General features: G+C 74.6%; 22 protein-coding genes. 17 read left to right on the forward strand and 5 right to left on the reverse strand.

Features of this window, described 5'->3' with window-relative positions; genetic code table 11:
* Window positions 1-224: 224 nt before the first annotated feature.
* Both IE330_RS29455 and IE330_RS29460 read left to right on the forward strand, forming a co-directional pair.
* Window positions 225-1,004, forward strand: coding sequence for a hypothetical protein (locus IE330_RS29455; protein WP_190139198.1), 780 nt, complete (start codon window positions 225-227; stop codon window positions 1,002-1,004).
* A 320-nt stretch (window positions 1,005-1,324) separates the two neighbouring features.
* Window positions 1,325-2,464, forward strand: coding sequence for a glycosyltransferase family 4 protein (locus tag IE330_RS29460; protein WP_190139199.1), 1,140 nt, complete (start codon window positions 1,325-1,327; stop codon window positions 2,462-2,464).
* A gap of 24 nt (window positions 2,465-2,488) precedes the next feature.
* Here the strand turns inward: IE330_RS29460 and IE330_RS29465 are convergent, their stop codons facing one another.
* Both IE330_RS29465 and IE330_RS29470 read right to left on the reverse strand, forming a co-directional pair.
* Window positions 2,489-4,150, reverse strand: a complete 1,662-nt coding sequence (locus IE330_RS29465) for a PucR family transcriptional regulator (RefSeq protein ID WP_190139200.1) — start codon at window positions 4,148-4,150, stop codon at window positions 2,489-2,491.
* Between the two features lie 149 nt (window positions 4,151-4,299).
* On the reverse strand, window positions 4,300-6,105 hold the full coding sequence (locus tag IE330_RS29470; RefSeq protein ID WP_190139215.1) for a glycoside hydrolase family 15 protein: 1,806 nt from the start codon (window positions 6,103-6,105) through the stop codon (window positions 4,300-4,302).
* A 501-nt stretch (window positions 6,106-6,606) separates the two neighbouring features.
* Here IE330_RS29470 and pyrG point away from each other — a divergent pair.
* The 9 genes from pyrG to IE330_RS29515 all read left to right on the forward strand — a co-directional run bounded on the left by pyrG (window position 6,607) and on the right by IE330_RS29515 (window position 17,693).
* Complete coding sequence (pyrG, locus tag IE330_RS29475; RefSeq protein WP_190139201.1) at window positions 6,607-8,256, forward strand: CTP synthase; 1,650 nt, start codon at window positions 6,607-6,609, stop codon at window positions 8,254-8,256.
* Between the two features lie 89 nt (window positions 8,257-8,345).
* Entirely contained in the window at window positions 8,346-8,972 is a 627-nt protein-coding gene (locus IE330_RS29480; protein WP_190139202.1) for an NUDIX domain-containing protein, read from the forward strand.
* Between the two features lie 236 nt (window positions 8,973-9,208).
* Window positions 9,209-11,482 carry a tetratricopeptide repeat protein gene (locus tag IE330_RS29485; protein ID WP_190139203.1) on the forward strand — a complete coding sequence of 758 codons (2,274 nt, stop codon included), beginning with the start codon at window positions 9,209-9,211 and terminating at the stop codon, window positions 11,480-11,482.
* Between the two features lie 136 nt (window positions 11,483-11,618).
* Window positions 11,619-12,743, forward strand: coding sequence for an alanine dehydrogenase (ald, locus tag IE330_RS29490; RefSeq protein WP_190139204.1), 1,125 nt, complete (start codon window positions 11,619-11,621; stop codon window positions 12,741-12,743).
* A 363-nt stretch (window positions 12,744-13,106) separates the two neighbouring features.
* Window positions 13,107-14,234, forward strand: coding sequence for a ParA family protein (locus IE330_RS29495; RefSeq protein WP_190139205.1), 1,128 nt, complete (start codon window positions 13,107-13,109; stop codon window positions 14,232-14,234).
* The gene (locus tag IE330_RS29500) at window positions 14,231-14,836 is read left to right on the forward strand and encodes a hypothetical protein (RefSeq protein ID WP_229926014.1); all 606 of its coding nucleotides are present in this window, start codon (window positions 14,231-14,233) and stop codon (window positions 14,834-14,836) included. Before IE330_RS29495 ends, IE330_RS29500 begins: the two co-directional genes overlap by 4 nt.
* A gap of 56 nt (window positions 14,837-14,892) precedes the next feature.
* Window positions 14,893-15,912: a segregation and condensation protein A gene (locus IE330_RS29505; RefSeq protein ID WP_190139217.1), complete on the forward strand. Its 1,020-nt coding sequence runs from the start codon at window positions 14,893-14,895 to the stop codon at window positions 15,910-15,912.
* Window positions 15,913-15,989: 77 nt separating this feature from the next.
* Window positions 15,990-16,556 (forward strand): SMC-Scp complex subunit ScpB, encoded by a 567-nt coding sequence (gene scpB, locus IE330_RS29510; protein ID WP_229926015.1) that lies wholly within the window; start codon window positions 15,990-15,992, stop codon window positions 16,554-16,556.
* Between the two features lie 12 nt (window positions 16,557-16,568).
* Complete coding sequence (locus IE330_RS29515; protein WP_190139207.1) at window positions 16,569-17,693, forward strand: pseudouridine synthase; 1,125 nt, start codon at window positions 16,569-16,571, stop codon at window positions 17,691-17,693.
* A gap of 38 nt (window positions 17,694-17,731) precedes the next feature.
* Here IE330_RS29515 and IE330_RS29520 read toward each other — a convergent pair whose 3' ends face one another.
* Entirely contained in the window at window positions 17,732-18,496 is a 765-nt protein-coding gene (locus IE330_RS29520; RefSeq protein WP_190139208.1) for a nucleotidyltransferase domain-containing protein, read from the reverse strand.
* Here IE330_RS29520 and IE330_RS29525 point away from each other — a divergent pair.
* The 5 genes from IE330_RS29525 (at window position 18,480) to der (ending at window position 23,699) form a co-directional block, all read left to right on the forward strand.
* Window positions 18,480-19,040, forward strand: a complete 561-nt coding sequence (locus IE330_RS29525; protein WP_373314752.1) for a YidB family protein — start codon at window positions 18,480-18,482, stop codon at window positions 19,038-19,040. The genes IE330_RS29520 and IE330_RS29525 overlap by 17 nt on opposite strands.
* Before the next feature lie 389 nt (window positions 19,041-19,429).
* Window positions 19,430-20,515, forward strand: a complete 1,086-nt coding sequence (locus IE330_RS29530) for a prephenate dehydrogenase (RefSeq protein ID WP_190139210.1) — start codon at window positions 19,430-19,432, stop codon at window positions 20,513-20,515.
* Window positions 20,516-20,717: 202 nt separating this feature from the next.
* The gene (gene cmk / locus IE330_RS29535; RefSeq protein WP_190139218.1) at window positions 20,718-21,407 is read left to right on the forward strand and encodes a (d)CMP kinase; all 690 of its coding nucleotides are present in this window, start codon (window positions 20,718-20,720) and stop codon (window positions 21,405-21,407) included.
* Complete coding sequence (locus IE330_RS29540) at window positions 21,365-22,060, forward strand: lysophospholipid acyltransferase family protein (RefSeq protein ID WP_190139211.1); 696 nt, start codon at window positions 21,365-21,367, stop codon at window positions 22,058-22,060. The genes cmk and IE330_RS29540 overlap by 43 nt, the downstream gene beginning before the upstream one ends.
* A 151-nt stretch (window positions 22,061-22,211) precedes the next feature.
* Complete coding sequence (gene der, locus IE330_RS29545) at window positions 22,212-23,699, forward strand: ribosome biogenesis GTPase Der (protein WP_190139212.1); 1,488 nt, start codon at window positions 22,212-22,214, stop codon at window positions 23,697-23,699.
* Window positions 23,700-23,776: 77 nt separating this feature from the next.
* On the opposite strand, the gene IE330_RS29550 is transcribed toward der, so the two are convergent.
* Window positions 23,777-24,112, reverse strand: a complete 336-nt coding sequence (locus IE330_RS29550) for a hypothetical protein (protein ID WP_190139219.1) — start codon at window positions 24,110-24,112, stop codon at window positions 23,777-23,779.
* A 112-nt stretch (window positions 24,113-24,224) separates the two neighbouring features.
* The gene (locus IE330_RS29555; protein ID WP_190139213.1) at window positions 24,225-25,016 is read right to left on the reverse strand and encodes a DUF8842 C-terminal domain-containing protein; all 792 of its coding nucleotides are present in this window, start codon (window positions 25,014-25,016) and stop codon (window positions 24,225-24,227) included.
* Window positions 25,017-25,555: 539 nt separating this feature from the next.
* Here IE330_RS29555 and IE330_RS29560 point away from each other — a divergent pair.
* Window positions 25,556-26,191, forward strand: coding sequence for a LysM peptidoglycan-binding domain-containing protein (locus tag IE330_RS29560; protein ID WP_190139214.1), 636 nt, complete (start codon window positions 25,556-25,558; stop codon window positions 26,189-26,191).
* Window positions 26,192-26,404 lie beyond the last annotated feature (213 nt).

Here is a 26,404-nt window from a genome sequence, read left to right on the forward strand (position 1 = left end):
TTCCCGAAACCAAGGGGCTCCGCCCCCTGGACCCCCGTATCGCGCTGACGCGCTCGTCCTCAAACGCCGGACGGGCTGAAACTCTCCAGCCCGTCCGGCGTTTGAGGACGAGGCGCGGAGCGCCGACAAAGCGGGGTCCAGGGGCGGCAGCCCCTGGTTACGGAGAAGGGGCGGGTCTGGGGCGCACCCGCGAGGGTGGGGGTCGGCGGCCTACAGTGCTGGGCATGATCCCCCGCCGCCCCACCGCCTTCCTGAGCGCAGCCGCAACGACCCGCGCCGCCCTCACCACCCTCCGCACCCGCCCCCCGGGCGGCCCCGACCGCTGGCGGCGGGTGAACTTCGCGGGGCGGGACGTGGACCTGTACGGCGGGCCGGCGGTGATCGCGGGGGTCGTCGCAGGGGCGGCGGCGCTCGCCGGGCGCCCCCGGGCGGCCGCGGGTCTCGCCGTCCTCGGTGCCGGTGTCTGCGGCGCGTACGACGACGTGCGGGGCGCGGGCGACCCCCGCCGGGGCTTCCGCGCGCACCTGCGGGCGCTGCGCGCGGGCGAGGTCACCAGCGGCGCGGTGAAGCTGTTCGGTGTCCCGGCGGCGGCGCTCGCCGCGGGCGCGCTGCTCAAGGAGCGGCCGGTGGACAAGGTGCTCGCGGGCGTCGTCGTCGCGGGCACCGCGCACCTCGTGAACCTGGTGGACGTCCGCCCGGGCCGCGCCGCGGCGACCGTGCTCGCCCTGGGCGACCCGGGCCTGCTGCACGCCGAGCCCGGCGCCACCCTGGCGGCCGCGTCGATGGGCGCCGCGGCGGCCGTCCTGCCCGACGACGCGCGCGGGCGCACCATGATCGGGGACACCGGGGCGCACGCCCTGGGAGCCGCCCTGGGCGCCGCGATCGCCGCGGGCAACGGCCGCGCGGGCCTCGCCGCGCACGCGGCCGGACTGGTGGCCGCAGCGGCGTGCGGGGACACGGTGAGCCGAGTGGCGGCTTCCGGGCCCCGGGGCGCGGCAGGGTAGAGAACCGGCCACGCCGATCTCCGCCGAAGGCTTCCTGCGAGGGCCCCGGTGTTGCGAAGATGCGAGGGCCGACGGGGAGTGCGCGCGCGGGTGGTGCCGGGTCCCGGGTCCGGTCCGCGCACCTGCTCATCCGTGAGAGTGATCCCGTACACGGAGTTGCCCGGCCGGTTCCGGAAGGGGGTCTTTCGGCTGTGCCGGAACGGCCGTACGGACTGGCATCCTTGGCGCGGTGACGGGCGGGAGCCGACCGCCCGAACCGCCGGCGCCCCACCCGTCCGTCGGCGTGCCGCCCGCCGACCCGACCCAGGAGTCCCGGCCACGTGAGCCACGTGAGCAGCCCCGTACCGCAGGGCCAGACGCCGCTGCACACCGTGCAAGTCCTGGGCGGCGGCAGCGCCGGCAGCAGCGCGCACGTCCGGTCCCTCGCGACCGGCCTCGCCGCACGGGGCGTGCGCGTCACCGTGTGCGCCCCCGCGGAGGCGGACGAGACCTACGACTTCGCGGGCACCGGCGCCCAGCACGTCGCCGTGGCGCGCCGCGGCGACCCCGCGTCCGTGGCCGCGCTCCGGGCGGCCTGCGCGGACGCCGACCTCGTGCACGCCCACGGCCTGCACGCCGCGCTGCGCACGGCCCTCGCCCTGACCGGCCGCCGCGTGCCGCTCGTCGTCACCTGGCACACCCGCGCCCACGCGACCGGTGCCCGCGCCCGCGTCCTGCGCCTGCTGGAGCGGCGCGTCGCCAGGGCCGCCGCCGTGGTCCTCGGCACCACGTCCGACCTCGTCGACCGGGCCCGCCACCGGGGCGCGCGCGACGCCCGGCTCGCCCCCGTCGCGCTCCCCGCGCCGCGCCGCGCCGACGCCCCCGACCGCGAGGCGGACCCGCCCCGGCACAAGATCCGCGCCGAGGTCGGTGCCGTGGACCGGCCGCTGCTGCTCGCCGTGGGCGCCCTGGAGGCCCACCGGGGCCACGACGTCCTGCTCGACGCCGCGCGCGTCTGGGGCCGCCTCGACCCGGCGCCGCTGCTCGTCGTCGCGGGGGAGGGGGAGCTGCGCTCCGCCCTCCAGGCCCGCATCGACGACGAGGGGCTGCCGGTGCGGCTGCTCGGGCGGCGCGACGACGTCCCCGAGCTGCTGGCGACCGCCGACGTGGCGCTGGTGGCGAGCAGGTGGGAGTCCCGCTCCCTGCTCGCCCAGGAGGCCCTGCACGCGCGCGTGCCGCTGGTGGCGACCGCCGTGGGCGGCATCCCCGAACTCGTCGGCGACGCCGCCGAACTCGTCCCGTACGGCGACGCCGAGGCCCTCGCCGACGCCGTGCTGCGGCTGCTCACCGACGAGGAGCGGTGCGCGGAGCTGCGGGACAGGGGCGCCGCCCAGGCGGCGACCTGGCCGACCGAGGACGAGACGGTGGCGCAGGTCCTCAGCGTGTACGACGAGCTGACCCGCCCGGGCACGGCGCTCTGACCCCTTCCGTACGGGGCGTGCCCCTCACACCGCCGCGGGCGGCGGCGGGCCCGGCACGTGCCGGCGCGCCCGCAGGGCCAGGCTCAGCGCCAGGACGGTCTGCGGGTCGTCGAGGTCCGTCCCGAGCAGCTCGCTGATCCGGGCCAGGCGGTTGTACAGGGTCTGGCGGTTGAGGTGCAGCTCGCGCGCGGTCTCCGCCTTGCGGCCCGCGTGCGCCAGATACGTCTCCAGGGTGGGCAGCAGCGGCGGCCTGGAACGCTGGTCGTGGACGCGCAGCGGCCCGATCGCGCGGTCCACGAACGCCGCCAGGTCGGGGTGGGCCCGCAGCCGCCACAGCAGCAGGTCGATGTCCAGGCGCCGCGCGTCGTACCAGGGGCGCTGCGGCAGGCCCTGGGCCGCCGCGGCCGTCTCGGCGGCGTGCCGCAGCCCCGCCGAGGCCGCAGCCCAGCCGCCCGCGACCCCCACGACGACCACCGGGGCGGGCGCGTCGGCCCGGCGCATGCCCGCCCGCTCGACCCCGGCGCGCAGGGTGGCGGCGACCCGTTCCGCGACGCTCGGGCGCTCCGCCTCCGAGCGCAGCCCGAGCAGGAGCGGAACCCTCCCCTCCACGGGGCGTACGCCGAGCAGCGCCGGTACGCCCACCGCCGTCAGCTCCTCCGCGACCGCCCGCGCGAGCACCGCCCAGTTGCTGCCGGAGGGCGGTCCGGCCGCCGCGTCCGCGAGGCGCATCACCACCGGCAGCAGCGGCCCGGGGCCCGGCTTGAAACCGAGCACGCGGGCCTGCGCGGGGGCGTCCTCGGCGGTGACGCGGCCCTCGGCGAGGTCGGTGAGGAAGTCGCCGCGGCCGCGCGCGGCCAGCTCCTCGTCCTGCCGCGCCTGCATCAGCACCACGGCGAGGCTGCTCGCGGCCCGCTCGGCCGCGATCCGGTGCACGGGCAGCAGCGCGGACTCGACGGCGAGCAGCACGAGCCGGGCCCGCACCGCGTCCGGGCCGGGGCCGCCGCCGGGTACGTCCACGAGCACCGCGCCCGCGGGCGGCTCCCGGCGGTCGGCCTGCCGCTCGCGCAGGCCCTCCCACACCTGGAGCGGGTCCGCGCAGGCGCCGCCCGCCCCCGCGGCGTACAGGAGGCGGCCCTCGGCGGTCTCCAGGAAGACGGGGTTGCCGCTGAACTCGGCGAGGACGGAGAGCACCTGCGGGGCGCCACCGCCGCCGAGGAGCGCCTCGGTGCAGCGCCGGTGCACCTCGTCGGCGCGGCGCAGGAGCGCGTAGTGGCCGTTGACGATCTCCGTGTGGACCTCTTCGGTGACCGTCACGAACGGCACCTCGCGGTGGAGCTGCACCAGCGGCAGGCCCGCGGCGCGCGCGGTGTCCACGAGGGCCGCGGGCAGCCGGGCGAAGCGCGGGCCGAGCTCGACGACCAGGGCGGCGATGCCGCGGGCGGCGAGGTCACGGACGAAGGCCCGCTGGTCGGCGGGGCGCGCGCCGAGGCCGAGGCCGGTGGTCAGGAGCAGCTCGCCGCCCTTGAGGAGGGAGGCGATGTTCGGCACCTCGCCCGCGTGCACCCAGCGCACCGTCCGCTGGAGCCGGTCGGCGCCCGCGACGACCTCGGGGAGCCCGCCGCGCAGGCCGGGAAGCTCCAGCGCCCGCTGTACGGTGATGCCGCCCCGGGTGTCCTGACTGTCCATGGGGCGGACGCTACCTGACCTGGGCCGGTGCCCTCCGCCGCCCGGTGGCGTGGCCGGGGCCGCCCCCGGGGCCGCCGCCCGGGGTTCCGGCGGGCCGTGTCCTGGCGGCCGGGACTTCACCCGGCCGCCACGCGGGCCCCGCCCGGCCGCTAGCCCCCGTACGCCCCCGAGGCCGTCAGCCGCAGCGCCGTGTCGATGAGCGGCACGTGGCTGAAGGCCTGCGGGAAGTTGCCCACCTGCCGCTTCAGGCGCGGGTCCCACTCCTCGGCGAGCAGTCCCAGGTCGTTGCGGAGCGCGAGCAGGCGCTCGAAGAGCTTGCGGGCCTCATCCACGCGGCCGATCATCGCCAGGTCGTCGGCCAGCCAGAACGAGCAGGCCAGGAACGCGCCCTCGTCGCCCTCCAGGCCGTCCACGCCCGCGTCGTCGCCGGAGGTGGGGTAGCGCAGGATGAAGCCGTCCGGCGTGGACAGCTCGCGCTGGATGGCCTCGATGGTGCCGATGACGCGCTTGTCGTCGGGCGGCAGGAAGCCGACCTGCGGGATGAGCAGGAGCGAGGCGTCCAGCTCCTTGGAGCCGTAGGACTGCGTGAAGGTGTTCCGCTCCCGGTCGTAGCCCTTCTCGCAGACGTCCTGGTGGATCTCGTCGCGCAGGTCGCGCCAGCGGTCCAGCGGGCCGTCCGCGTCACCGGACTCCAGGAGCTTGATCGTACGGTCGACGGCCACCCAGGCCATGACCTTGGAGTGCACGAAGTGGCGGCGCGGGCCGCGCACCTCCCAGATGCCCTCGTCCGGCTCGTTCCAGTGCGTCTCCAGATAGCGGATCAGCTTGATCTGGAGCAGCGAGGCGTAGTCGTTGCGGGCGAGGCCCGTCATGTGGGCCAGGTGCAGGGCCTCGGTGACCTCGCCGTAGACGTCGAGCTGGAGCTGGTGCGCCGCGCCGTTGCCCACCCGGACCGGGGCGGAGTTCTCGTACCCCGGCAGCCAGTCGAGCTCGGCCTCGCCGAGCTCGCGCTCGCCCGCGATGCCGTACATGATCTGGAGGTTCTCCGGGTCGCCCGCGACGGCCCGCAGCAGCCACTCGCGCCAGGCGCGCGCCTCCTCGCGGTAGCCGGTGCGCAGCAGCGAGGAGAGGGTGATGGCCGCGTCGCGCAGCCACGTGAAGCGGTAGTCCCAGTTGCGGGAGCCGCCGATGTCCTCGGGCAGGGAGGTGGTGGGGGCGGCGACGATGCCGCCGGTGGGCGCGTACGTCAGGGCCTTGAGCGTGATCAGCGAGCGCACCACGGCCTCGCGGTAGGGCCCGTGGTACGTACAGTGCTCGACCCACTCGCGCCAGAAGTCCTCGGTCGCCGCGAGCGCGGCCTCCGGCTCGGGGTGCGGCGGCTCCTGCCGGTGGGAGGGCTGCCAGGACAGGGCGAAGGCGATGCGCTCGCCGGGCGCGACGGTGAAGTCCGAGTACGTCGTCAGGTCCTTGCCGTAGGTCTCGGCCTCGGTGTCGAGCCACACCGAGTCCGGTCCCGCGACGGCCACCGTGCGGTTGCCGACCTTGTGCACCCAGGGCACCACGCGGCCGTAGCTGAACCGCATCCGCAGGGACGAGCGCATCGGCACGCGGCCGCTGACGCCCTCCACGATGCGCACGAGCTGCGGCGCGTCGTTGTCCCGGGGCGGCATGAAGTCGGTCACCCGGACGGTGCCGCGCGGGGTGTCCCACTCGGACTCCAGGACGAGCGAGTCGCCGCGGTACGACCGGCGGGTCGCGGCCGGGGGCGGGGTGTCCGGGCCGTGGGCGGGGCCCAGGCGCCAGAAGCCGTGCTCCTCGGTGCCGAGCAGGCCGGCGAAGACGGCGTGGGAGTCGAAGCGCGGCAGGCACAGCCAGTCGACCGTGCCGTCCCGGCAGACCAGCGCCGCGGTCTGCATGTCTCCGATCAGTGCGTAATCCTCGATGCGCCCGGCCACGTGCATCCCCATTCAAACGGCCACGTTCGCCCGCTCTCGGGGCGCTCGTTCTACGGTCAAGGGTTCGCTGTAAAAACGAACTGCCGGGCTCGAGTGTTTCCGGTGGTCTCCAGAACATGCCGACGGGGGATGGTTCCGCCCGCGCGCGCTCGGCAGCAAGTGTCCGAGCAACATACATCGGTACCCAGGGAATCTGCCCCCTCGTCCAGGCATCGTGGGTACGCCGAATGAGTTGCGGCCCTCACACGGGTCCGGGCGGTGGACCTCCCGGCGCGCGTACGTGCCCGCCAGGTGAAGATCGTGTACGCGAGGTGAAGGTGCGTGTCAAGACGTGACCGGAAGCGGCCCACTCTTGACGCTGATACCCTGGTAGCCCGTGAGCCGGTGGTCATCGAACCCCCGAACCGCAGCGACGGCAACCTCCCTCCGAGACCTCCACCGAGGACGGAGCCGAGGCCGTACGCACCCCAGACCGCGACGCACGGGAGCCCCCCCTTGGCCATGCCACCCACATCCACGACGACCAAGCACATCTTCGTCACCGGGGGCGTCGCCTCCTCGCTCGGCAAGGGCCTGACGGCCTCCAGCCTGGGTGCGCTCCTCAAGGCGCGGGGCCTGCGGGTCACGATGCAGAAGCTCGACCCGTACCTGAACGTCGACCCCGGCACGATGAACCCCTTCCAGCACGGCGAGGTGTTCGTCACCAACGACGGCGCCGAGACCGACCTGGACATCGGCCACTACGAGCGCTTCCTCGACGTCGACCTCGACGGCTCGGCCAACGTCACCACCGGCCAGGTCTACTCGCAGGTCATCGCCAAGGAGCGGCGCGGCGAGTACCTGGGCGACACCGTGCAGGTCATTCCGCACATCACCAACGAGATCAAGCACCGCATCCGCCGCATGGCCACCGACGACGTCGACGTCGTCATCACGGAGGTCGGCGGCACGGTCGGCGACATCGAGTCGCTGCCGTTCCTGGAGACCGTCCGCCAGGTCCGCCACGAGGTCGGCCGCGACAACGTCTTCGTCGTGCACATCTCGCTGCTCCCCTACATCGGCCCCTCCGGCGAGCTGAAGACCAAGCCGACCCAGCACTCGGTCGCCGCCCTGCGCAACATCGGCATCCAGCCGGACGCCATCGTCCTGCGCGCCGACCGCGAGGTGCCGCTCTCCATCAAGCGCAAGATCTCGCTGATGTGCGACGTCGACGAGGCCGCCGTGGTCGCCGCGATCGACGCCAAGTCCATCTACGACATCCCGAAGGTCCTGCACACCGAGGGCCTGGACGCCTACGTCGTACGCAAGCTCGACCTGCCCTTCCGCGACGTGAACTGGACGCAGTGGGAGGACCTCCTCGACCGGGTCCACAACCCCGACCACGAGGTCACCGTCGCGCTCGTCGGCAAGTACATCGACCTGCCCGACGCCTACCTGTCGGTGACCGAGGCGCTGCGCGCGGGCGGCTTCGCCAACCGCGCCCGCGTCAAGATCAAGTGGGTCACCTCCGACGACTGCAAGACCCCGGCCGGCGCCTCCCGCCAGCTCGGCGACGTCGACGCGGTGTGCATCCCCGGCGGCTTCGGCGACCGCGGCGTCACCGGCAAGGTCGGCGCGATCACCTACGCCCGCGAGAACAAGATCCCGCTGCTCGGCCTCTGCCTCGGCCTGCAGTGCGTCGTGATCGAGGCCGCGCGCAACCTCGCCGACATCCCGGACGCCAACTCCACCGAGTTCGACGCCGCCACCGCCCACCCCGTCATCTCGACCATGGCCGAGCAGATGGACATCGTCGCGGGCGAGGGCGACATGGGCGGCACCATGCGCCTCGGCATGTACCCGGCCAAGCTCGCCGAGGGCTCCGTCGTGCGCGAGGTCTACGACGGCAAGGAGTACGTCGAGGAGCGCCACCGCCACCGCTACGAGGTGAACAACGCCTACCGCGCCGACCTGGAGAAGAAGGCGGGCATCCTGTTCTCCGGCACCTCGCCCGACGGCAAGCTCGTCGAGTACGTCGAGTACCCGCGCGAGGTCCACCCCTACCTGGTCGCCACCCAGGCCCACCCGGAGCTGCGCTCCCGCCCGACCCGGCCGCACCCGCTCTTCGCGGGCCTGGTCAAGGCCGCGGTGAAGCGCAAGACGGGCGAGTAGTCCGGGAGAGATACGGTGGCCGGGGTACGCGCTCCCAGCGGGGGCGCCTACCCCGGCTTTCGTCTGCACGTGTGGAAGGACAGGACGACATGACGCTGAAGGACACCGCGGAGGAGTGGCGGATCACGGCGACCGAGACGCCGTTCACCGGGAACAAGACCTCCGTGCGCACCGACGACGTCGTCATGCCCGACGGCTCGGTCTCCCGCCGCGACTACCAGGTCCACCCCGGCTCCGTCGCCGTCCTCGCCCTGGACGAGCACGACCGCGTCGTCGTCCTGCGCCAGTACCGCCACCCCGTGCGCCAGCGGCTCTGGGAGATCCCCGCGGGCCTGCTCGACGTACCCGGCGAGAACCCGCTGAGCGCCGCGCAGCGCGAGCTCTACGAGGAGGCGCACGTCAAGGCCGAGGACTGGCGGGTCCTGACCGACGTCTACACCACGCCCGGCGGCTGCGACGAGGCCGTGCGGATCTTCCTCGCCCGCGAGCTGTCCGAGGCCGAGGGCGAGCGCTTCGCGGTCGAGGAGGAGGAGCTGGACATGGAGCTCGCGCGGGTCCCGCTCGACGAGCTCGTCCGCGGCGTCCTCGCCGGCGACCTGCACAACAACTGCCTCGTCGTGGGTGTCCTCTCGCTCACGGCGGCGCTGCGCGGCGACGGCCTCGACGCGCTGCGCCCGGCCGACGCGCCCTGGCCCGCGCGGCCCTTCGAGTCCTGACGCCCCCTCGGCCGGCCGGGGCGCCGCCGGGCGTCCCGGCCGGCCGAGAACCCGCCCCGCCCCCCGGGAGCCGTCCCCGGTCGCCCGCACGGGTGCGGTGTGACCATCTCCTGATCCGATCGGGCGACTTGCCCGCGCCGCGGCGCCGAGAACGCGGCAAGGCCTGAACTAGGCTCTGCAAGCGTCCCGCCCGGAGTCCCGGCGGGTTCGTTCGCAGGCGGACGGGAGCGTTACCCGTGACGGATCAGGCGGTCGACACGGACGGTGCGGCGCGGGGCGCCGTACCCCCGCCCACGAGTGCGGCGGCCGGCGCCGACGGGGGCCGGTTCGTGGGCCGTCACCGCGAGCTCAAGGAGCTGCGCGCCGACATCGACCGCGCCGGGCTCGACACCCTCTCCGGCCGCAAGGCACCCCGCGCCCGCGTCCTGCTCATCGCGGGCCGCCCCGGCTCCGGCCGCACCGCCCTCGCCGAGGAACTGGCGCGCCGCCTCGCCGACGACTACCCCGACGGCATCCTGCGCGCCCGCCTCACCGACCCCGACGGCACCCCCGTCCCCACCGAGCGCACCGCCCGGGACCTCCTCGACGCGCTCGCCGTGCCCGCCCCCGCGGGCGCCGACGCGGACGAGCTGGCCGCCACGCTGCGCGCCGCCCTCGCCGACCGCCGCGCCCTGCTGCTCCTCGACGACGTGGCGGAGGCCACCGACGTCCCGGACGTCCCGCACGTCCCGCACGTCCCGCACGTCCCGGACGGCCCGGGCGTCCCGGACACCACCGGCGCGGCCGACGGCACGGACCCCGATGCCGACGCCGACCCCGACGCCGACCCCGGCGACCGGGTCCCGGTGGCCGCCGGGGGCGCCGCCCAGGTCGACCCGCTGCTCCCGGACACCCCCGACTGCCTGGTCGTCGCCGTCTCCGGCGGCCCCCTCACCGGCATCCCCGACGTCCGGCCCTGCACGATCGGCGGCCTCGACACCAAGGCCGCGGTCGAGCTGCTGACCCGCAGCGCTGGCTCGGTGCGCATCACCGTCGACCCGCGCTCCGCCGAGACCCTGGCCGAGGCCTGCGAGGGGCACCCCGCCGCCCTCGTGATCGCCGGCGGCTGGCTCGCCGCCCGGCCCAAGGCCGCCCTCGCCGACCTCGCCAAACAGGTCCGCGAACTGCCCGAGGACGGCCTCGCGGACTCCGGGCTCGCCCGCGTCTTCCGGCACGCCTACGCCGGCTTGCCCGCCCCCTCCGCGCGGATGCTGCGCCTGCTGTGCCTCGCCCCCGCCGGGTACGTCGACCCGCACACCGCCTCCGCGCTCGCGGGCTGCTCGGTGCACGGCGCCCGCGCCGCGCTCGACGACTTCGTCGCCCTCGGCCTGCTGCGGACGGTCCCCTCGCCGCTGCCGCAGTACGAGGTGCCGGGCTGTCTCGTACCGCTGCTGCGCAAGCTGATGGAGACCCAGGACCGGCCGGGCGAGGTGCAGTTGGCCCGTGCCCGGATGCTGGAGCGGACCGTGCGGCTGCTCCAGTCCTGCCGGGCCGTCACCGAGCCCGGCGACGCGGCGTCGCGCGCCAAGCTGGCCGGGCTGCCCCGCGCCCTGCGCTTCCCGAACCCGCGCGCCGCCGCCGAGTGGCTGCGCATCCGCCAGCCCGCGCTGCTCGCCGCCGCCCGGCTCGCGGTCGCCGACGGGGAGCTCGACACGCTCGCCCGGCGGCTGATGTCGGCCCTGGCCCGGGCCCTGGCCGCGCACCGCGGCACCGAGGCCGCCGCCCCCGAGCTGTACGGCATCCACCAGCTCGTCCTCGACGTCGCCGAGCGCAGGCACCTGCCGCGCGAGCAGGCCGCGGCGCTGCTGAACCTCGCGGACCTGGACGCCCGGACGGGCCGCACGCACGAGGCCCTCGCCCGCTACCGCGCCGCCCTCGACTGCGCCCGGGAGGCGGGCGACCCGTACGCGACCGGACGCGCGATGGAATCCGTGGGCGGCGCCTACCAGGAGCTGGGCGACTTCTCACGTGCCGCCGACTGGTACGGCAGGGCGCTCACCCACCGCCAGGCCCGCGACGAGCGCGCCGACGCCGCCCGGCTGCACGGCCGCATCGCCACCGCCCACACCTACGCCGGCCGCTACGGCGAGGCCCTGCGCAACTGGCGCTCCGCCGTCGCGGGCTACCGCAGGCTGGGCGACCTGCCGGCCCGCGCGCGGGCGCTCGGCGAGCTGGCGCGGGTCCAGGAGTACGCGGGCCGCCCCGAGGACTGCCTGCGCACCTGCCGGCGCGCCCTGGAGCTGGCGCGGGAGGCCCAGGACGTCCGGCTGCTCGCGGCGCTCCAGCTCCGGCTCGCGGACGCCCTGGACCGGCTCGGCGACCCGACCGCCGCCCGGCTGCACCGCGCCGCCGCCGAGCGCATCCTGGGAAGTGAGCCCTCCGGTGGATCAGCCGAGGTCGCGGGCCCTGCGCCCCAAGATGGAGCCCCGGCTTCCGCCTACGAAATCCGTAGTCCATCCGGCCAAGGTTGATGCTTTGAAAGGCTAGACACCGAGAAATCCTTCATTAGACTGGCTCCGCCGCGTGTCTGCGTGGTGTCTTCCGATGCGCTCGCGTGCGTACCGGTTCGGACTGCATTGCCAGAAAAATCCCCCTGAGCCAAGGACCGTGATCGACGTGAAGGTCGGCATCCCCCGCGAGGTCAAGAACAACGAGTTCCGGGTGGCCATCACCCCCGCCGGCGTGCACGAGCTGGTGCGCCACGGCCACCAGGTCGTCATCGAGCGGAACGCCGGCGTCGGCTCCTCGATCACGGACGAGGAGTACGTCGCCGCCGGTGCGGAGATCCTGGAGACCGCCGACGAGGTCTGGGCCGCCGCCGACCTGCTGCTGAAGGTCAAGGAGCCCATCGCGGAGGAGTACCACCGCCTCCGCAAGGACCAGACCCTCTTCACCTACCTGCACCTGGCCGCCTCCAAGGAGTGCACGGACGCGCTCCTGGAGTCGGGCACCACCGCCATCGCGTACGAGACGGTGGAGCTGCCGAACCGCGCGCTGCCGCTGCTCGCCCCGATGTCCGAGGTGGCCGGTCGCCTGGCCCCGCAGGTCGGCGCCTACCAGCTCATGCGCGCCAACGGCGGCCGCGGCGTCCTGCCCGGCGGCGTCCCGGGCGTGGCGGCGGGCAAGGCCGTCGTCATCGGCGGCGGCGTCTCCGGCTGGAACGCCGCGCAGATCGCCATCGGCATGGGCTTCCACGTGACCCTGCTCGACAAGGACATCAACAAGCTCCGCGAGGCCGACAAGATCTTCGGCACGAAGATCCAGACCGTCGTCTCCAACGCCTTCGAGCTGGAGAAGGCCTGCCTGGAGGCCGACCTCGTGATCGGCGCCGTGCTCATCCCGGGCGCCAAGGCCCCGAAGCTCGTCACCAACGAGCTGGTCTCGCGCATGAAGCCCGGAAGTGTCCTTGTCGACATCGCGATCGACCAGGGCGGCTGCTTCGAGGACTCGCGCCCGACCACGCACGCCGAGCCGACCTTCCCGGTCCACGAGTCGGTGTTCTACTGCGTCGCCAACATGCCCGGCGCGGTGCCCAACACCTCCACGTACGCGCTGACCAACGCGACGCTGCCGTACATCGTGTCCCTGGCGAACAACGGCTGGGTCGAGGCGCTGCGCCGCGACCCGGCGCTCGCGCTCGGCCTCAACACGCATGAGGGCAAGGTCGTTTACAAGGAGGTCGCCGAGGCGCACGGCTACGAGCACGTGGAGCTGGACTCCCTGCTCGGCTGATCTCGGCGAACGTCAACAAAAGTCGTCAATCTCACGCCAGCGGCCGGACCTTGCGAGGGGTCCGGCCGCCGCTGGTTCGGCGCGAACACGCTCAACTCGCCGTGAAAATTACCCTTTAACCGTTTCGCCCACCCCGGAAATGTCCCGACGACGCGGCGTACGCCCTTGACACCGGGGGGTTCCGTCGCCGACACATCGGGCCGGGTCCGGCGGATTGTGTTGCTGCGGAGCGGTGACACGCCATAGAGTCGCCAACCGTCGGCATGGTGCCACGCTGACCTATCTAGAAATTTCCTGGTCACCAAGGAGGTAAGACGACTTGTGAATGAGTCGACATTTGCTCCCGGGGGTGGTCAACCAGGAATGCCTGGAAGGGGCCAGGGCCCCGTCGGGCTCGAGGCTGTCGGCTCCGTCGCTGTCCGCACCTTCGAAGCCCGCCAGAGTCCGACACCGTCAGCACCCCAGAGCATGGATGGCCAACACGTGAACGCCATGGCCGGCGACCGGAGTGGCGACAACACCACCCCTGATCCCCTCGCCGACTACGAGGAACTGCCCCAGGGCCACTTCTACGACCCCGACGCGGAGTACGAGCCCGACCCCGAGTACGCGGCCACGCTCGCCCCCGACGCCGCGCGTCAGCGCCGCGAGCGCATCGGCCCGACCGGGCGTCCGCTGCCGTACTTCCCGATCCCGGGGCCCCTCACCGACCACGGGCCCGCGAAGATCATCGCGATGTGCAACCAGAAGGGCGGCGTCGGCAAGACCACGTCGACCATCAACCTGGGCGCCGCGCTCGCGGAGTACGGACGCCGGGTGCTGCTCGTCGACTTCGACCCGCAGGGCGCCCTCTCGGTCGGCCTCGGCGTGAACCCGATGGAGCTCGACCTCACGGTCTACAACCTGCTCATGGAGCGGGGCATGTCCGCCGACGAGGTGCTCCTGAAGACCGCGGTCCCCAACATGGACCTGCTGCCGAGCAACATCGACCTCTCCGCCGCCGAGGTGCAGCTCGTCAGCGAGGTCGCGCGCGAGTCGACGCTGCAGCGCGCCCTGAAGCCGCTGATGGCCGACTACGACTACATCGTGATCGACTGCCAGCCCTCGCTCGGCCTGCTCACGGTCAACGCGCTCACCGCGGCCCACAAGGTCATCGTGCCGCTGGAGTGCGAGTTCTTCGCGCTGCGCGGGGTGGCCCTGCTCACCGAGACCATCGAGAAGGTCCAGGAGCGGCTCAACCCGGACCTGGAGCTCGACGGCATCCTCGCGACGATGTACGACTCGCGCACGGTGCACAGCCGCGAGGTCCTCGCGCGCGTGGTCGAGGCGTTCGACGACCACGTCTACCACACGGTGATCGGCCGGACCGTGCGCTTCCCCGAGACCACGGTCGCCGGCGAGCCCATCACGACGTACGCCTCGAACTCGGTCGGCGCGGCCGCCTATCGCCAGCTCGCCAGGGAGGTGCTCGCCCGGTGTCACGCCGAGTGAGTCTGCCCGGGGCCGACGAACTGTTCCGCACCACCGGGGGGATGGCGCTGCAGGCGTCCACGCCCCGGCGCCAGACGAACGGCGACACCAGGGTGCCCGCGCCCGCGGGCGAGAGCGACGAGGCCGCGGCGGAGGAGTCGCACGCCTCCGCCGCCGCCGCGCAGGGCGAGGGCGAGTCCGCCGAGCACCCGGCCGACGACGCGGAGCCGGCCACCGGCACCCGCGGCCGCCCCGCGGCCGACGACGACACCAAGAACGCCTCCGGGCGCCGCGCGGCGCAGGAAGGTTCTGGCACCTCCGGCACGGGCAAGAACGCGGGCGGTTCGGGCGCGGCGGGTTCGACGGCCACGCAGACGCGCCGCCGCGGCCGGGCGGCCAACCGGCGCCCCAGCGGCCGTGAGCGGCACGACGAGAAGATCACCGTGTACGTCTCCGCCGAGGAGCTGATGGACCTGGAGCACGCGCGCCTCGTGCTGCGCGGCGAGCACGGGCTCGCGGTGGACCGCGGGCGGATCGTGCGCGAGGCCGTCGCCGTCGTCCTGGCCGACCTGGAATCGCGGGGGGACGCGAGCATCCTCGTACGACGGCTGCGCGGGCGGTAGCGGTAGCCTTCCGGCCAGTACGCCGCCGTTACGCTGCCGTTTCGCCTTGGACCGTGATGCCTTCCGACGCCGCCCCCGCCGAGCCCCGCCGTCCGCGGCGGTCGCTGGGGCGGGGCGGGGCGGCCGTCTCCTCCCCGGGCCCGCCGCCGTCCGCGGGGCCCGCGGTACCCGCCGAGGACCCCGCGGCGCCCCTCGGTGACACCGGGGCGGAGCAGCCGCAGGAGGCGTCCGGCGCGGACGGGCCCGACGGGGGCGCGCCCGTCGCCGACGGGCGGTTCAGGGTCCGGCTCGCGAACTTCGAGGGCCCCTTCGACCTGCTCCTCCAGCTCATCTCCAAGCACAAGCTGGACGTCACCGAGGTCGCGCTGTCCAAGGTGACCGACGAGTTCATGGCGCACATCCGGGCCATGGGGCCCGACTGGGACCTGGACCGCACGACGGAGTTCCTGGTGGTCGCGGCCACGCTGCTCGACCTGAAGGCGGCGCGGCTGCTGCCCGCCGCCGAGGTCGAGGACGAGGCCGACCTCGCGCTCCTCGAAGCGCGGGACCTGCTGTTCGCGCGGCTGCTGCAGTACCGCGCGTACAAGCAGGTCGCCGACATCCTCAGCGGGCGCCTCGACGACGAGGCGCGGCGCTACCCGCGCACCGTCGGGCTCGAACCCCACCACGCCGAGCTGCTGCCCGAGGTCGTCATCAGCATCGGCGCCGAGGGCTTCGCCAAGCTCGCCGTGAAGGCGATGCAGCCCAAGCCGAAGCCGCAGGTGTACGTCGACCACATCCACGCCCCGCTGGTGTCGGTGCGCGAGCAGGCGGCCGTCGTCGTGGCACGGCTGCGGGAGCGCGGCGAGGCCGGCTTCCGCGAGCTGATCGAGGAGCTCGGCCCCGACGACACCCTGACCGTGGTGGCCCGCTTCCTCGCGCTCCTGGAGCTGTACCGGGAGAAGGCCGTCGCCCTGGAGCAGGACGACCCGCTGGGGGAGCTGACGGTGCGCTGGACGGGCGGGGACGGCGACGGGGAGCCGGCCGTCACCGACGAGTTCGACCGGGCCCCCGAGCCGCAGGAGGAGAAGTCGTGAGCACCGAGCGCGTCGTCGGCGAGCTGCGGTCCGAGGTGGCCGAGCTCGACCTGAAGCCCGCCCTGGAGGCCGTCCTGATGGTCGTGGACGAGCCCGCCACCGAGGAGCAGCTCGCCAAGGTCCTCCAGCGGCCACGGCGGGCCGTCGCGCTGGCGCTGCGCGAGCTCGCCGACGAGTACGCCGTCCAGGGCCGCGGCTTCGAGCTGCGCCTGGTGGCGGGCGGCTGGCGCTACTACACGCGGCCCGCGTACGCGCCCGCCGTCGAGGGCTTCGTCCTGGACGGGCAGCACGCCCGGCTCACGCAGGCGGCCCTGGAGACGCTCGCGGTGGTCGCCTACCGCCAGCCGGTCAGCCGCTCGCGGGTCTCGGCGGTGCGCGGCGTGAACTGCGACGGGGTCATGCGCACCCTGCTCCAGCGCGGTCTGGTGGAGGAGGCGGGCGCGGAACCCGAAACAGGTGCGATCCTGTACAGGACGACGAACTACTTCCTGGAGCGGATGGGCCTGCGCGGCCTGGACGAGCTCCCGGAGCTCGCGCCCTTCCTCCCGGAGGCGGAGGCGATCGAGGCCGAGACACTGGAAGGGATCCCGTCGTTCGATCCGGACGCACTGGACGCTCCGGACGACGAGACGCAGACGACCTAAGACGGAACTTTGATGCGAAGCAGCAGCGGCAGGAACAGCAGCGGAAACAACGGCGGGAGCCGTGGTGGCAACAGCGGCGGCCGCGGCAGCAGCGGCGGGCGCGGCAACTACCGGGGCGCCGGCAACGACCGCGACGACAAGCAGGGCCGCCCCAAGAAGCCCCGCCCCGAGGAGCGGCGCTACGACGTCGGCCCCGGCGCCTCGCCCGACGGCCCCAAGTCGGGGCGCGGCGCGTCCGCGCGCGGTGGCGCCAAGAGCGGCCCCAAGCGCGGCCAGGACCAGCGCGGCACCGGCCGGGGCCGCCCGGCCCCCGCGCGCTCGCGCGAGTACGAGACGCGGATCGAGGAGCGCAACCGCGACCGGTACGCGGGCAAGAAGGAGGTCAAGCTCCCCAAGACCTTCCCCGGTGCCGAGCAGGACGGCGAGCGCCTGCAGAAGGTGCTCGCCCGCGCCGGGTACGGCTCGCGGCGTGCCTGCGAGGAGCTGATCGAGCAGGCCCGCGTCGAGGTCAACGGCGAGATCGTGCTGGAGCAGGGTCTGCGAGTGCAGCCGGAGAAGGACGAGATCAAGGTCGACGGCCTGACCGTGGCCACGCAGTCGTACCAGTTCTTCTCGCTGAACAAGCCCGCGGGCGTCGTGTCCACGATGGAGGACCCGGAGGGGCGGCAGTGCCTCGGGGACTACGTCACCAACCGTGAGACGCGGCTCTTCCACGTCGGCCGGCTCGACACCGAGACCGAGGGCGTGATCCTGCTCACCAACCACGGCGAGCTGGCCCACCGGCTGACCCACCCGAAGTACGGCGTGAAGAAGACCTATCTCGCGCACATCGTGGGCCCCATCCCGCGCGACCTGGGCAAGCAGCTCAAGGACGGCATCCAGCTCGAGGACGGGTACGCCCGCGCGGACCACTTCCGCGTCGTCGAGCAGACCGGCAAGAACTACCTGGTCGAGGTCACGCTGCACGAGGGCCGCAAGCACATCGTGCGCCGCATGCTCGCCGAGGCGGGCTTCCCGGTGGAGAAGCTGGTCCGCGTCGCCTTCGGCCCGATCACCCTCGGCGACCAGAAGTCGGGCTGGCTGCGCCGCCTGTCCAACACCGAGGTCGGCATGCTGATGAAGGAAGTCGACCTGTAGGACCGGCCGAGCCGGTGGGGGACGCGGCCGGGGCGGACTCAGCGCCGCCGGGCGTCCACCGCGCGTACGGCGCCCCGCGCGGCCCGGTCGTCCGGGGCCGCCCGGAGCGCCCGGAGCGCTGACGTCCGGCGGGCGCGGAACAGGAAGTCCTCGACGCGGCGGCGGTCCGGCTCCGGCGGCAGCGGGCTGCGGGCCGCCGCCGCGTCGGACTCCGTGGCGAGGCGTGCCATCCAGGACTCCACCTCGGGCCAGGGCACCTCGCCGCGCTTGACCGCGAGCAGCGGTTCGCGCTGCTCGCCCACGTCGAGGGTCAGCTCGCCGGTGCGGAGCAGGTCGCGGCAGCTCATCAACAGGCGCAGCAGGTGCATGGCGTGCTTCCAGCGCGGGGCGCCGTGCACGCGGACGTCCGCCTCCAGCTTCCTGCGCTGGCCGAGCGCGTACCGCGCGAAGGTCTCGTGGGCCTGCCGGGACAGGAAGGCCCCGCGCAGCGCGAGCAGCTCCCGGCCGGTGTCCGTGACGCGCTCCACCAGCGGCGAGTGCAGGCACTCCAGGACGTTCGGGTTGGCCCGCAGCGCCAGCTCGCAGAACCGCTCCAGCTCCCAGCCGAACTGCTCGTCGGCGGGTCCTTCGACGTGCGTGGGCGGCTTCGCGAAGCGCCAGTAGAGCTCCGTCGGCGCGAGGTAGACGCCGCGCCGGTCGGTGTCGCTGTCCGCCGTGGCCAGGCCGAAGGCGCGCGAGCCCATGACGCACGCGTAGACCGTGTGGTCGCGGACCAGGTCGTGGGGGGTGGCGGGGGCGTCCATCCCCGGAGCGTACGCGGTTGGTCAGCCGGGCCGGCCGGCTCCCCGCAGACGCCGCCCACGCGGTCCCGCGCCGGTCCCTTCCGAGTGGCGGGGCGCGGCGGCGCGGGCGACATTGGCAGGGTCCGGGGCCCCTGCCCCGCGGGCGGGGCCCGGCCGAGCGAAAGGCACGACCATGGCGGGTAACGATCCGGGCGGGCTCGGCGGCGGTGTCCTGGGCGCCCTGCTCCGCGTGCTGCAGCACAGGGGCGGCGTCGGCAACAACCCCCTCGACGGGCTGATCGACAGCTTCACCGCGGCCGGGCTCGGCGACCGGATCGAGTCGTGGGTCGCCTCGGGCGAGAACCGGCCGGTGACCGGGGCGCAGGTCCGGCGTGCGCTGTCCGGCGGCACCCTGGAGCAGGTCGCCGCCGAGGCCGGTGCCACCCCCGACGAGGCCGCCGATGAGCTCGCCCGGCTCCTGCCGGGCGTCGTCGACGAGCTGACCCCCGACGGACAGGTGCCCAGCGCCTCCCTGGAGGACGTCATCCGCCACCATCGGCTCTGACCCGGGCGCCCGGTACGCGACCCCGTCCCGGGAGGTGCCCGGCGGTGACTAGGCTTGCCGCACCGGACGGGAGCGGACGGCGGACGAACGACGAGGAGCGGGAACGTGGCGGCACGAGCGGCGCGGGGCGCCGTGCGGCGCGGGCGGGGCACGGCCGCCACCCGTGAGCGGCACACACCTGCCGCCCGGCGGACTCCGGCTACCGCTCTGCGGACCCCGGCTCCCGCTCTGCGGAGCCCGGCTCCCACCCGGCGAGGGCGCCCGGCTCCGGCCCCGGCCCCGGCGGGTCCCGTCCCGCGCCCCGTCCACGTCGAGACCGATCGCCCCAGGTCCGGGGGCGCCCAGGGGTTCCCGGGCGCCGCGGCCGTACCCCGCAAGGACATCGCCCAGTGAGAACCGCCCTCGTCATCGGCACCGGCCTCATCGGTACCTCCGCCGCCCAGGCCCTGGCGCGGCGCGGCGTCACCGTCCACCTCGCCGACCACGACCCCGAGCAGGCCCGCACCGCCGCCGCGCTCGGCGCGGGCACGGACGCGGCGCCCGCGGGGCCCGTGGACCTGTGCCTGGTGGCCGTGCCGCCCGCGCACGTCGCCGCCACCCTCGCCGACGCCATCCGGCGTGGTGCCGCCCGGGGCTACCTGGACGTCGCCAGCGTCAAGGGCGGCCCGCGCCGCGAGCTGGAGGCGCTGGGCCTCGACCTGACCGCGTACATCGGTACGCACCCCATGTCCGGGCGGGAGCGCAGCGGGCCCCTGGCCGCGTCCGCCGACCTCTTCGAGGGCAGGCCCTGGGTGCTCACGCCGACCCGCGACACCGAGACCGAGGTCCTGAACCTGGCCCTGGAGCTGGTGGCGCTGTGCCAGGCGGTGCCTGTCGTCATGGACGCCGACGCCCACGACCGCGCGGTCGCGCTGGTCTCGCACATGCCGCACCTGGTGTCCAGCATGGTCGCGGCCCGCCTGGAGCACGCCGAGGAGACCGCGGTCCGGCTGTGCGGGCAGGGCATCCGCGACGTCACGCGGATCGCGGCGTCCGACCCGCGCATGTGGATCGACATCCTCTCCGCGAACCCCGGCCCGGTGGCCGACCTGCTCGCCGCCGTCGCCGCCGACCTGGAGGAGACGGTCGCCGCCCTGCGCGGCCTGCAGTCGGCCGACGCCGGCAAGCGGCGCGAGGGGGCCGCCGGGGTGGAGAGCGTGCTGCGCCGGGGCAACGCCGGGCAGTCCCGGGTCCCGGGCAAGCACGGCGCGGCGCCGAAGGCGTACGAGGTCGTGGCCGTGCTCATCGACGACCAGCCGGGCCAGCTCGCCCGGATCTTCGCCGACGCGGACCGGGCCGGGGTCAACGTCGAGGACGTCCGCATCGAGCACGCCACCGGCCAGCAGGCCGGTCTGGTGCAGCTCATGGTGGAGCCCGCGGCGGTGGCCCCGCTGACCGCGGCCCTGCGCGAGCGGGGCTGGGCGCTCCGGCAGTGAGCACGGCCCCCGGGCGTGGGGCCCGGCCCTCAGGTCCGGCCGGGCCCTCGCGGCATGGCGGGGCCCGCGGGCGGCGGCGGGCCCCGGCGGCGGCGGGAGGCCCCGTGAGGGCCCGGGCGGGAGCCAGTAACCTTGTGCGGGGCGCCGTCGGCGTTCCGTGTCCCAGTGAAACGAGAAGGGTGTCCGCAGCCCCGTGGAAACCGTGGAAAATACCGCCGCCGCAGGCCCGGTGATCGTCGCCATCGACGGGCCCTCCGGCACGGGGAAGTCCAGCACGTCCAAGGCCGTCGCCGCCCAGCTCGGCCTGAGCTACCTGGACACCGGTGCCCAGTACCGGGCGATCACGTGGTGGATGGTGCACAACGGCATCGACCTCGGCGACCCCGGCGCGATCGCGGCCGCGGCCGGCAAGCCCGAGATCCTCTCCGGCACGGACCCGGCGGCGCCGACGATCACGGTCGACGGCACGGACGTCGCGGGCCCGATCCGCACCCAGGAGGTCACCTCCAAGGTCAGCGCCGTCAGCGCGGTCCCCGAGGTGCGCACCCGGATCACCGAGCTGCAGCGCTCCATCGCCCGCTCCGCGGAGACGGGCATCGTCGTGGAGGGCCGGGACATCGGCACCACGGTGCTGCCCGACGCCGACCTGAAGATCTTCCTGACGGCGTCCGCGGAGGCCCGCGCCGCCCGCCGCTCCGGCGAGCTCAAGGGCGCCGACGTCAACGCCACCCGCGAGGCCCTGATCCGCCGGGACGCCGCCGACTCCAGCCGCAAGACGTCGCCGCTCGCCAAGGCCGCCGACGCCGTCGAGGTCGACACCACCGAACTCACCCTCCAGCAGGTCATCGAGTGCGTCGTCACCCTCGTCGAGGAGAAGCGGGCGGGGAAGTGACCCCGGCGGCCTCCGAGCGCGGCGCCGAGGTCGGGCGGCGCATCGGCGTCGGCCTGATGTACGGCCTGTGGAAGCCCCGGGTGCTCGGCGCCTGGCGGGTGCCGGCGAGCGGCCCGGTCATCCTCGCGGTGAACCACTCGCACAACCTCGACGGCCCCATGGTCATGGGGGTCGCGCCCCGCCCGGCGCACTTCCTGATCAAGCAGGAGGCGTTCGTCGGCCCGCTCGGCCCCTTCCTGGACGCCATCGGCCAGGTGCGGGTGGACCGCTCGACGGCCGACCGCAAGGCCATCACCGGCGCGCTCGGCATCCTGGAGCGCGGCGGCGTCCTCGGGATCTTCCCCGAGGGCACCCGCGGCGACGGCGACTTCGCCTCGCTGCGCGCCGGTCTCGCGTACTTCGCGGTGCGCTCCGGGGCGCCGATCGTCCCGGTCGCCGTGCTCGGCAGCGCGGAGCGGCGCAGCCGCCTGATACGGCAGGTGCCGCCGCTGCGGGGCCGTGTCGACGTCGTCTTCGGCGACCCGTTCCCGGCCCAGGAGGCGGCGGACGGCGGCGGGCGGCGCACGCGCAAGGCGCTGGACGAGGCGACCGTGCGCATCCAGGGGAAGCTCGCCGCCCACCTGGAAAACGCCAGGCGCCTCACCGGGCGCTGAGCGAGAATCGCAGTCAGGTGACGGCCCCGCCCACCTGGCCGCCCCGGTCGCCGGGCCGGGGCCCGGGGGCCGCCCCTGGGAGAATGCAGCAGTAGTGGCCGTCGTACGACGGGCCACCGATCACCACGATGAACGACGAGGTACGCACTTCATGAACGACCAGATCCAGCCCGGGGGCGAGGGCTCGGCCGAGCACGCCGCGCACGACCACGGTGCGCTCGGTGACGCCGAGTACGCGGAGTTCATGGAGCTCGCCGCCGAAGAGGGCTTCGACATCGAGGACGTCGAGGGCGCCATCGAGGCGGCCGGGCACGGCCCGCTGCCCGTCCTCGCCGTCGTCGGCCGCCCGAACGTCGGCAAGTCGACCCTGGTGAACCGCATCATCGGCCGCCGCGAGGCCGTCGTCGAGGACAAGCCGGGCGTCACCCGCGACCGCGTGACGTACGAGGCCGAGTGGGCCGGGCGCCGCTTCAAGGTCGTCGACACCGGCGGCTGGGAGCAGGACGTCCTCGGCATCGACGCGTCCGTCGCCGCCCAGGCGGAGTACGCCATCGAGGCGTCCGACGCCGTCGTCTTCGTCGTGGACGCGAAGGTCGGCGCGACCGACACCGACGAGGCCGTCGTGCGGCTGCTGCGCAAGGCGGGCAAGCCCGTCGTGCTGTGCGCCAACAAGGTCGACGGCCCCTCCGCCGAGGCCGACGCGGCGATGCTGTGGTCCCTCGGCCTCGGCGAGCCGCACCCGGTCTCGGCGCTGCACGGCCGCGGCACCGGCGACATGCTCGACGCCGTCCTGGAGGCGCTGCCGGAGGCGCCCGCGCAGACCTTCGGCACGGCGGTCGGCGGCCCGCGCCGCATCGCCCTGATCGGCCGCCCGAACGTCGGCAAGTCGTCCCTCCTGAACAAGGTGGCGGGCGAGGAGCGCGTCGTGGTCAACGAGCTCGCGGGCACCACCCGCGACCCGGTCGACGAGCTCATCGAACTGGGTGGCGTCACCTGGAAGTTCGTGGACACGGCGGGCATCCGCAAGCGCGTCCACCTCCAGCAGGGTGCCGACTACTACGCCTCCCTGCGCACGGCGGCCGCCGTGGAGAAGGCCGAGGTCGCCGTCATCCTCATCGACGCCAGCGAGTCGATCAGCGTGCAGGACCAGCGCATCGTCACGATGGCGGTGGAGGCGGGCCGCGCGGTCGTCCTGGCGTTCAACAAGTGGGACACCCTCGACGAGGAGCGCCGCTACTACCTGGAGCGGGAGATCGAGACCGAGCTCGCCCAGGTGGCCTGGGCGCCGCGGGTGAACGTGTCGGCCCGCACCGGCCGCCACATGGAGAAGCTGGTCCCCGCGATCGAGACGGCCCTCGCGGGCTGGGAGACGCGGGTGCCGACGGGCCGCCTGAACGCCTTCCTCGGCGAGCTGGTCGCCGCCCACCCGCACCCGGTCAGGGGCGGCAAGCAGCCGCGCATCCTGTTCGGGACGCAGGCGGGCACCAAGCCGCCGCGGTTCGTGCTGTTCGCCTCGGGCTTCATCGAGCACGGCTACCGCCGCTTCGTGGAGCGCAGGCTGCGCGAGGAGTTCGGCTTCGAGGGCACGCCCCTCCACATCTCGGTGCGGGTGCGCGAGAAGCGCGGGAAGAAGAAGTAGCGACGCCACCGGTACGCCGATGCCCGACCTCCCCGTGGGGAGGCCGGGCATCGGCGTACGCGTACGGCGGGGGAGTCTCAGCCCCGGCGCGGCCCCGGCGGGAGCGCGGCCGGGAAGAGCTGGCCGTAGCCGTGGTGGTCGGCCTGGGCGGGCTGGCCGTAGCGCGCCACCTGGAAGGCGGGGTGCCGGGGGTCGTGGCGCGGGTCCTGCCGTGGGGTCTGACGGTAGTCGTGCCGGGCGGTGACGTGCTGCGCGCCGCTGTACGGGCCGGTGCCGAAGCCCGTGAACCTCAGCTCCTCCTCGCCGGTCCGGTCGCCGGGCAGCGCCCGGAACGCCTTCAGGTACTCGCTGTACAGGGCGTCGTAGATCGGCGTGGCCGAGAAACTGCCCGTGGTGTCCTGCGCCGCGCGCATGGACGGGATGGGACTGGCGTACGGCCGGTGGTGTGAGGCGTCGTATACGTGCACGTCAGTGCCAACGACCTGGGGGGTTGTCGGGATGCGGGGCCGCGGCCCCGAATGTCGCTCAGGTGCCGGCGAGCGGCATCGCGCACGCCACGAGACGGCCCCGGGACGCCGCGCGGTCCAGGGCGTCGCGCAGCAGGTCCTCGCGCGGCTGGCGGCCGACGGTGCCGGACGGGGCCGCGTACAGCAGGACCGACTGGAGCTTGGTGGCGGCCGTGCGCCAGCCCTCGGTGACCTGGAGCGGCTGGTGGGCCTGCCACCAGGCGACGGGGGAGCCGCCGCCCGCGCCGGGCTGGAGGATGGCGTGGAGCTGGCCCACGGCGAGCAGCACCGACCAGCCGTGCAGCGTCGGGGGCACCCCGGCCAGCGAGGACACCGGCAGGAAGCCCTGCTCGATCAGCAGCGGCAGGAAGTCGTCGCCGCCGCCGGGGGCCGCGCCCGGGCGGGCGATGGGCCCGGTCGGCTCCACGACGAGGGCCGGGTGCAGCTCGCCGTCGACGAGGACCAGGCCGCTGGTCACACCCAGCACGGCCTGCTCGGGAGCGGCGTCACCGGGGTGGTACGGCGCCCCGGTGTCGCCGCCGGTGATCGACCGTACGGCGCCCTGGAGCTGCTCCTCGGCGACCTCGACGATCTGGGACGGCAGGCAGGTGGCGTGGGCGAAGGCGAGCACGGCCGTCTCGTCGCCGACGAACAGGACCGTGCTGGTGCGCTCGCGCTCCGAGTCGCCGGGGGTGCGGCAGGACGTGCAGTCGTAGGCGCCCGGGGCGTTCTCCCCGGCGAGCAGGCGGTCGGCTTCTTCGTCGCCGATCTCGGCGCGTACCTCGTCGCTGAGGTCGAGCATGCGCGGCACGGGTGACTCCTCGGAATCGATGCGGGGGCGTCCGGGTGGCGCCCGGCTCATGCAGGAGACAACGGGCGATCAGTGGCCCAAGTCACGCGCGCGGGCGAGCGGAATTGAACTACCCGCAGCGGACGGTGAGTTGATCAGCGGAATCCGTTACTCCGCGCCAACATCTGCCCTATGAAAGGAAGTTGGGCCGGTGAGGTGGGTCACAGATCGTGAGCGACGCTGGGCGGCAAATGCCGATATGTGAGCAGGAAAAGGGTGTCCGAAATTCGCCGATACCCCCGGTAACGAGCGACTGGCCTGGAATGACGAGGCGCCGGTTGCCGCCCCGACGAGGGGAAGCCTAGATTCCACCGCCGTGTGCAGCGAGCACCGCTCGGGTACGTCCGCCGGTCGCGCCGGTCACGGCGCCGCAGCCGCGGCACCGCAGGCGCGGCAGCGTCACACCGCGACGGCGGGCGGGGCTCGGCGGGACCCCGGCGCCGGACGCGTACGGGGCCCGCGGAGCCCGGGGGAGCCCGGGTCCTCCGAGAGGGAAATCCATGTCCGAACGTCCCAGGAACATTCGCAAGACGGCAGTGCTCGGCGGCGCCGCGCTCCTCGCCCCGCTGGGACTGCTCGCCACGGCCGGACAGGCCGCGGCGGACGGCGGAGTGTGGGACCGGATCGCCCGCTGCGAGAGCGGCGGCAACTGGCGGATCAACACCGGCAACGGCTACTACGGCGGACTCCAGTTCTCCGCCGGCACCTGGCGGGCGTACGGCGGCACGGCCTACGCGCCCACCGCCGACCAGGCCTCCAAGGCCCAGCAGATCGCCGTGGCGGCGAAGGTGCAGCGCGCCCAGGGCTGGGGCGCCTGGCCCTCGTGCTCGGCACGGGCGGGCGCCTCCGGCTCCGCCCCCGGGGCGGCCGCGCCCCAGGCCGCGCCCGCAGCGCCGCAGGCGGCTCCGCGGTCCGCGCCCCGGGCCGCCGAGCAGCGCCCCGCGTACCGCGTGCCCGACCACACCGGACGCGGCACCACGCGCGGCACCGGGACCTACGTCGTCCGCCAGGGCGACACGCTGAGCCGCATCGCCGCCGCGCACGGCGTGAGCTGGCAGCGGCTCCACGCCGCCAACCTGGGCGTCATCGGCGGCGACCCCGACGTGATCGTGCCGGGGCAGCGCCTGGCGGTCTGACCCGCGGGCCCGCCTCCCCGCCCCGGCCGTGCCGGGGGCCCGCACACGGCCCCACCTGGTCGTCCGCCGACCGGGTGGGGCACGCGCGAGGCGGCGCGGCACGGCCGGGAGCCGCGCGGGCCCGCTCGTAGCGTGGCCCGATGTACTCGACGCACCCGATGCCGGCGTGTCCGCCGCCGGCGCGCCCGGCCCGGACCCGGCCGGCATCGCCCC

The organism is Streptomyces longispororuber (genome assembly GCF_014656095.1).
In the GTDB taxonomy this organism is placed as follows: domain Bacteria; phylum Actinomycetota; class Actinomycetes; order Streptomycetales; family Streptomycetaceae; genus Streptomyces; species Streptomyces longispororuber.